A 6084-nucleotide genomic window follows, 5' to 3' on the forward strand; every position below is an offset into this window, starting at 1 on the left:
ATATGCTTCTAGAAAAATCCTATCAATTGAGTGAGTTGTCTCAAAAGACAATTAATCTTCGGAAGTATGCAGAGAATTATCAAGGGTTTCAATCTCGACAAAAACAGATCGAGCAAGCTGTCACTGGAACTCTACTTTTTGTGCAATCTTTGAGGGCTTTTCGCGAAAGAGAAATTGCCAATTTTGATTTAAATCAAAAGGCTGACAGTCTGCTGAAATTTATTGCTAATGTTGAAGCAAAATTTCAGGAAGATCCTGAGTGGATTATAGACAATGAAAATTTCAACAGAAATAATTTTGACTCTAGGGTAAAGGACTTACAAAAAGCTCTGAGAGAGCAATTGAGTCAAGCTTGGTGGCTGTACCGAATTCAAAAGATGCCGACCACGAATAATGAAATCCTGAATGTGCTGGATAAAGTTTCGGCCTTTAAGCCAACTATCCAACGAATTAGAAATTTAGATGGGCAAATTCGGGAGTCTAACTCAATTCCCCAAAGCAGTGAGGATTTTGATAAAGTCGATCGGCTAATTGAGCAATTAAAGCAGTGCTGGGATGGCTTAAATGCTGATGAGGTTCCTGAAGCAGTGCTCTGTTTTCTGAGAGTAGCTGCTAATGAGGGTGCTACCCTGGGACTTTTAACGCCAGAGGTAAAAGATTGGTTGGCTAAATATGGTCTTATTGATTCTTTACGAATTCGCTTGACCTAATAAATGGTTTGCGATTGTTTAAGACATCACTGACGCACCCTCCTGCATTTTATAGCGTACAGACAAAGTGCGATCGTCTGTACTCTGCGGTGCGTCAGCAGCAAATTGTGTGAGTTGAGTCAAATCTCTTGACTGACGCACCCTACTGCATTTTCTAAAGTACAAACAAAATAGAACTTAAAAAGATTAGATTCTAGCGAACGGCCAGGGCGATATTGTGCGTGTAAACCGGCAGTCGAAAAGTTTTCAATAACTTTGAGATTGAGTTGGTCAGCCAAAGTTGCAATCTTTTCAAACCCAGTAATCCACGGTGCATACATACTTTCGTATTTATCTATGTAATCATTGATATCTTGGTAGCCCGTGGTTCTCAAAATCACCTTTTCCGACATATAATCAAAGGACACTCGAAAATTAGGAACCTTGTCGCGAATTTGTTCTAACACAAATATTACATCTTTTTTGTCAACCAAAGTAGTGTTGCCTTCCCACAAAAAATATGTCGGTCGAGCGAAATCAAATTCACTCTGTTTCAGCAAGGAGATTAAACCGTCTTTTATGTAATCGCCGGGAATGTAGCGAACATTTGCACTAATTTTGTTTGCTTTGAGAGTTTCTGCTTTTAATTGCAGTGTCGCGGGGTCCTCTATTTCAAAATAAATCACTCCTGCTCCATTAATTCTAGCAGCGCGAGTATCCAAACCCGAACCTAAAATAACTACTTGCTTGCAACCTCCTAAAATTTGATTTGACAAAACATCATCAAAATATTTAGTCCGCAACTTAACCATTTCTTTAGCTGCGGGAGAGTTGTGAGCTATTTGGTCAGCTATTTTTTGTGTTTCCTCATTTAGCCATATTTTTACTACATGATCAGTGTAAAGAGGAATTGCCTCTTCGTTCTCTTCTTCTCTAAATTCCGCAACGATAAAAGCAGTACCAGTTACATTGTTCATGGCTAATCTTTCACCCTTACTAAGTAGTTGGTTACAAATAAACATTAGATGGGGACGGGGTTTTTACACCCCTAAACTCCCTTGTATCTGAGATGTTGCCCCATTCTAAATAAGGTTTTTATGAACAGGCAAGATGCCTGTTCCACAAAGAGTGAATTTTCTTGTGGAATAGGCATCTTGCCTGTTCTTGAGAATTGTGCAAAATGTGAGTTGCATCCTAGATTCTTAGCTAAACCAGCCTACAAAATACTATGGTTTTTGTCCTTACCTACTTATTGACTTCTCGCATCTGCTAAAGACTCATTGCTCGCTTCCGCATCCGAATGCAGTTCAGCTTGGTGGATCTTATCAGGAATCAGCCCCTCCGGCCGCACGAGCATCATGACAACAAGAGTTAGGCCGAATAGAAATAAGCGCATTTGAATCGGGTCTAAACTGGTTGCCAGAAAGTCTCGCAACTGGGGAATTGCAATCCTGGGGAGTACAAAAGTATTCAGAAAACCCTTGAGGACTTGCGCTAATTGTGGCAGATAAAGCCGATCGGCAGACATGATAATGATAGCCCCCAAAATCACCCCCGTCATATTCCCCAAACCGCCTAAAATCACCATACACAGGATGATTACCGACACCGAGAAATCGAAAACGCTGGGAAAAATTGCGCTGATATAGGCAGCGTAAAACGCGCCTGCAAAGCCCGAAAAGGTCGCTCCCATCGCAAAAGCCGAAAGTTTGGTTTTGACCAGGTTAATCCCCATCGCACTAGCCGCTAATTCATCTTCGCGCATGGCATTCCACGCCCTCCCCAAGCGGGAATCTCGCAGGCGCGAAATCATGAAGTAAGCGAAGACAACTAGTAGCAAAATTAGGTAGTACCAGGGAAAGTAGTTGCCGGTGCTGAAAGTACCGACGATGGGGAGAGATGGACGCCCGATCGGGTTTATTCCCGCTTCGCCGCCGGTGAGGTTAAAAGGTCGATCGCACCCAACAAGACACAGCACCAGCTCGGGTTTACCCAAAACAGCAGCAACAATCTTCGAGACTGGTTCATCGATGCGAATTGCGGTTAAATTCCTAAACACAACCGGGATAATTTCCCCAAAACCGAGGGTAACGATCGCCAAATAATCGCCCTTAAGCCGCAGTGTCGGAATACCGAGGATTACCCCCGCGATCGCAGCTACACCGGCGGCGATAGGCAATACCACCCAAAAGTTCCAAGCAATATTTAACTGTCCAGAAGATAGCAAAGCCGTCGTGTAAGCGCCGATCGCAAAAAACGCCGCATATCCCAAATCCAACAAACCCGCAAAACCGACAGTAATATTCAAACCCAGCGCCAACATAATAAAGATTTGAATCTGTACTACAGTAGCAATCCAGCCGGTCTGAGCCTGAATGTCGATAAAGGGAAACAGAATTAGAATAAAAGCTAATGTCACCAGAGTTGCCAGCCGCTGGCGTTCTCCCTGCAAACCCTGCAAAGCACCCATTAACGTAGCTGTCAAAATTGCGATCGTCAAACTGCAAATCCCGTACAGCAGCGTCGTCGGCAAAGCAACAGCAGATTGACCAGACAAAGGCCTAATCAAAACCCCTTCTACCACACTCGCAACTAACAGCCAAACTCCCAATCCCACTCCCGCTAAACTGCCGATAGTCGCACCCATTTTCGGGCTGTAAACCTTCTGATCCTGACAACTCATAAAGCCGGCCGCCGTACCCATCAGCCAGCCGATCACGGTACCGCTCCAACCGCCGAATAACAGAACAGTCAAAGAAGCGATCGCCCCTAAAATACCGCTCGATTTGATCGCATTAATTATTTTTTTTGACATAGGAAGAAGTCATTAGTCATTAGTTATTAGTCAGCAGTCAGTAGTTAGATGAAAAAATGCTAGGTATCGCAGTTATAGATGCGACTGACGCGGGTAGTGCCAACTTCTGCCTCACCTCAAGCAACTCGATCGACCGCTGGCTCTGGAAACTCCCGATCGGGCTAGCTACACTTTAGAGTCTTTTGAGTTCGATTATTGCACCAAAAGTGACGAAACTTCAAATATACTGGAACTGTTACCGCAACACGCTTCAAACGGGCGATCGCTATATGGTACAAGCACCTCAAAAAACTATCACCCTCGACGAGTTTTTGCAACTCCCAGAAACCAAACCCGCTAGCGAATACATCAAAGGTGCGATCGTCCAAAAACCTATGCCACAAGGAAAACACAGCAAACTACAAGGCAGATTCGTAACAGTCACCAACGACATCGCAGAGAAACCGCAAATTGCCCTAGCCCTACCAGAACTTCGCTGCACCTTTGGCGGACGTTCTATTGTCCCCGATGTCGCGATTTTTGTTTGGAATCGCATTCCCCTAGACGCTGACGGCGAAATTGCCAATACATTTAACGAGCACCCAGACTGGACAATAGAAATATTGTCCCCAGCCCAAAGCCAAACCAAAGTCACAAACAATATTTTGCACTGTTTGAATGCCGGTTGTCAGATGGGTTGGTTGCTCGATCCCGATGAAAAAAACATTTTAGCCTATCCCGCAAGGCAGCAGCCTATTTCCTTGCAAGAACCAACAGATATACTTCCGATGCCCAATTTTATGCCGGAAATGCAGTTGACTTTAGGCGAAGTTTTTGGCTGGCTCAAACCAGGGAATGTTTGATTGAGGGTTGTATAATGAGGTATCTGCATCTGGTGAGAACAAAATGTGAAACTATTGTAATGACCAGTTTTTAGCAATTTAGCTAGGTTTTGAGGTTGTGATCAGCTAGGGATCTTCATATAATACACTAGAGATGACTTTGATCATTTAGCTTTATTCAGCAACGCCATTATTGAACTACGCCCACTGCTACCGGAGATCAGACACGATGAGTAGCGACGATCGCCTCGAAATCTTAATGAATCAGGCAGAAGAACTCGTACAAGCAAAGAAGTATGACGAGGCGATCGCTATCTTCGAGCAGATGCTGAGAGATTTTCCTCAAAGTGCTAAGGTATGGAGCAAATATGGTCAAACTCTAGCTCTACCAGATGTTAATCGAGAGGAAGAAGCCTATATTGCATTTGAAAAAGCACGTCAAATTGATCCTAATGATAAAAAAGTTTTGAGTAGGTACTGTAAATTCCTGCAAGATCCAAATAGGTTTAATAGGTCTAAGAATCTTCTAAGTATAATATATGAACATTTACTTCACCTTGAACCTTATAATGTTTTTACACTAACGGGTTATGGAAAAGCTTTGATTAAAGAAGGAGAATATGAAAAAGAGAAAGGAGAATATGAAAAAGCCAAAGTAAAATATGAAAAAGCTATTGGTCTTCTTGAAAGTGCGCTTAAAATTGCTCCCTGTAATAAAATTAGTTTAAGTGTTTGTGCCGAGGTTTTGATTAAAAATGAAAATTATACAAAAGCATTTGATATATTGGAAAGGTTATTAGTGATTGAACCTACTAATAGTACAACTGTCCGGATGTGTGCTAATGCTTTGGCTTCAAATGGTCAGTTCGAGAAAGCTTGGCAGTTTTTTGAGCGCTCGCTACAGATTAAACCAGATGATGCAGTAACCCTTAGTCAGTATGCTAATGCTTTGGCTTCAAATGGTCAGTTCGAGAAAGCTTGGCAGTTTTTTGAGCGCTCGTTACAGATTAAACCTGATGATGCAGTAACCCTTAGTCGGTATGCTAATGCTTTGGCTTCAAATGGTCAGTTCGAGAAAGCTTGGCAGTTTTTTGACCAATCGTTACAGATTAAACCTGATAATGCAGTAACACTTAGTTGCTATGCTAATGCTTTGGCTTCAAATGGTCAGATTGAGAAAGCTTGGCAGTTTTTTGACCAATCGTTACAGATTCAACCTAATGATCCGATAACGCTTAATCTGTATGCTACTGCTTTAGCTTCTACGGGTCAGCATGAGAAGGCTTTGGAATTCTTGGAGCGCTCGATACAGATTGAACCTAATGCTCCGATAACACTTAGTCGGTATGCTACTGCTTTAGCTTCAAGTGGTCAGCATGAGAAGGCTTTACAATACTTTGAGCTATCGCTACAGCTTGAACCTAATAATCCGATAACACTTAGTCGGTATGCTACTGCTTTGGCTTCAAGTGGTCAGCATGAGAAGCTTGTTCAAATCTTGGAGCGATCGCTACAGCTTGAACCTAATGATCCGATAACACTTAATCTGTATGCTAATGCTTTAGCTTCAACGGGTCAGCATGAGAAGGCTTTACAATACTTTGAGCTATCGCTACAGCTTGAACCTAATGCTCCGATAACACTTAGTCGGTATGCTAATGCTTTAGCTTCTACGGGTCAGTATGAGAAGGCTTTACAATACTTTGAGCTATCGCTACAGCTTGAACCTAATGCTCCGATAACACTTAGTCGGTATGCT

General features: G+C 42.7%; 5 protein-coding genes. 3 read left to right on the forward strand and 2 right to left on the reverse strand.

Features of this window, described 5'->3' with window-relative positions:
- The first annotated feature begins 2 nt into the window (after positions 1-2).
- Positions 3-710 (forward strand): hypothetical protein, encoded by a 708-nt coding sequence (locus tag QUA74_RS25385; RefSeq protein WP_333334604.1) that lies wholly within the window; start codon positions 3-5, stop codon positions 708-710.
- Positions 711-829: 119 nt separating this feature from the next.
- Here the strand turns inward: QUA74_RS25385 and QUA74_RS25390 are convergent, their stop codons facing one another.
- Positions 830-1666 carry an SAM-dependent methyltransferase gene (locus QUA74_RS25390; RefSeq protein WP_333334606.1) on the reverse strand — a complete coding sequence of 279 codons (837 nt, stop codon included), beginning with the start codon at positions 1664-1666 and terminating at the stop codon, positions 830-832.
- Between the two features lie 272 nt (positions 1667-1938).
- Positions 1939-3504 (reverse strand): ABC transporter permease subunit, encoded by a 1566-nt coding sequence (locus tag QUA74_RS25395; RefSeq protein ID WP_333334608.1) that lies wholly within the window; start codon positions 3502-3504, stop codon positions 1939-1941.
- 269 nt (positions 3505-3773) lie between these two features.
- Between QUA74_RS25395 and QUA74_RS25400 the strand changes: the two genes are divergently transcribed.
- Both QUA74_RS25400 and QUA74_RS25405 read left to right on the forward strand, forming a co-directional pair.
- Positions 3774-4346, forward strand: coding sequence for a Uma2 family endonuclease (locus tag QUA74_RS25400; RefSeq protein WP_333334616.1), 573 nt, complete (start codon positions 3774-3776; stop codon positions 4344-4346).
- 208 nt (positions 4347-4554) lie between these two features.
- Positions 4555-6084, forward strand: a 1530-nt coding sequence (locus QUA74_RS25405; protein WP_333334610.1) for a tetratricopeptide repeat protein, incomplete at its 3' end; no start/stop codon positions are given.

It is taken from the genome of Microcoleus sp. LAD1_D3 (assembly GCF_036702135.1).
Taxonomy (GTDB): Bacteria; Cyanobacteriota; Cyanobacteriia; order Cyanobacteriales; family Microcoleaceae; genus Microcoleus.